We start from the raw sequence: 1437 nt of genomic DNA, 5'->3' as shown, positions 1-1437 counted from the left end.
CGCTCGTCGCAACCGGCACCACATGAATCGGCGCGATTTCGCGGTGCGCGTCGGTCAGGACACGATGCAGACGTTTGCGCAAGTCCTGCACTTCGCGCAGGTCGGCGCACTCCTTGCGCAATCGTTCGATCTCGATCTTCTGGCTTTCCAGCGCACGCTCCTGCCTGTCGATGAGTCGCTGCTGGTTTTCGGTCGTTTCAGCGAAGTCGTGAAGTCGACCTTCGAGCGCCGCAACATCGCTTTGCTCCAACTCGCCCGCGAGTCCTTGAAGAGCGATCTTCAGTCTGGGCAGGCTCATTCTCATTCGCTCGCTCTCGTCGAGAGGCTGAACCCGGCCATCGGATTGCATGATCGATACCAGGCGACCATTCGCACCAGCCGGCTCGATCTTGTAGACGTCGTGATCTTGAATCACATCGTGAAAAACCAGCACGTTGCTGTCGGCGGCCAGATCACCGACGTAATCATGCACCCAGCAGCCGCCATGCCAATTGTTCTCTCGAAGATCAAACGGCACGAGCTGATTCTCGATCAGCAACAGATAACCTTCTGCGTCCAGCAGACGCTTCATCTCCGCAAGCAGACGGGCAGCATCCTCACGCGTGTTGTGAATCAGCACCGACACCGTGAAGACGACGTCGAACGTGGCTCCTGCAAACGCCTCCGTCACGCTTGGCGCGACGCGAATACGGCGACCGGCATCCGTCAACGTCGCAGGCGGCTCGTCGAGCAACTGCCGGATCATCGTTTCAGAAAAATCGTAGCCATGGTAGTCGACGAACGGGCAGGCCGACAGAACACGCGCCATGCGCCCGAAACCACAACCGAAGTCGAGCACACGCACTGGTCGACCGAGTTGTTCGCTGCGATCGCGCAGGTGGTCGATCAACCAGGTCTCCTGCGCTCGGTATGCGGCGCGCCCTTGCTCCGCGCGCCAGATCTGCTGACGCTCGTAATCCGCCCCTGACTGATGCAGCCAGTAGTTCTGATTTGCCTTTTCCATTGATGACCTCACCTACCTGTCGGCACGTGCGCCAATGATGCGCTCATGCCTTGCCCTTCTAAAATGCATCATCCAGTGCGCCATCCGTTTCAACGCTGCCCGCATCCAGGGCGGAAGCCGATTCAGACGAACCTGCAGTGCCAGCGCTGCCGCAACGGCCGCGCTTCCTTCGTACGCCGCGAGCTTCGCGCGCATGGCCTCGACGGACTCCCCATGCGTCGTGCCGCTCATCCCCTCGAGCACATACATCGGCAGCGTCATACTTCCGAATGTGACGCGCTTCTTGCGCAGGATGTCGTGGTAATACAGTCCGATCCTGCGTGTCGCGGCCTCCGAATGTATCATCGAGTGCGCGCGCCGACGGTAATAAAAATGAACAGCGTTCGTGACAACGAAACGGCTGCGCGCCATCACCGCCCGCATGTACAGATCCC

2 protein-coding genes are annotated in these 1437 nt (G+C 59.7%); both read right to left on the bottom strand.

Annotation, left to right across the window (positions count from 1 at the left end; translation table 11 throughout):
- Positions 1 to 1003, bottom strand: a 1003-nt coding sequence (locus ACWERV_RS36820; RefSeq protein ID WP_452941257.1) for a methyltransferase, incomplete at its 3' end; no start/stop codon positions are given.
- A 12-nt stretch (positions 1004 to 1015) separates the two neighbouring features.
- Positions 1016 to 1437, bottom strand: a 422-nt coding sequence (locus ACWERV_RS36815) for a hypothetical protein (protein WP_452941255.1), incomplete at its 5' end; no start/stop codon positions are given.

It is taken from the genome of Streptomyces sp. NPDC004031 (assembly GCF_053604375.1).
Note: the sequence above shows the minus strand (reverse complement) of the source record. Positions and strands in the feature narration are given on the sequence as shown.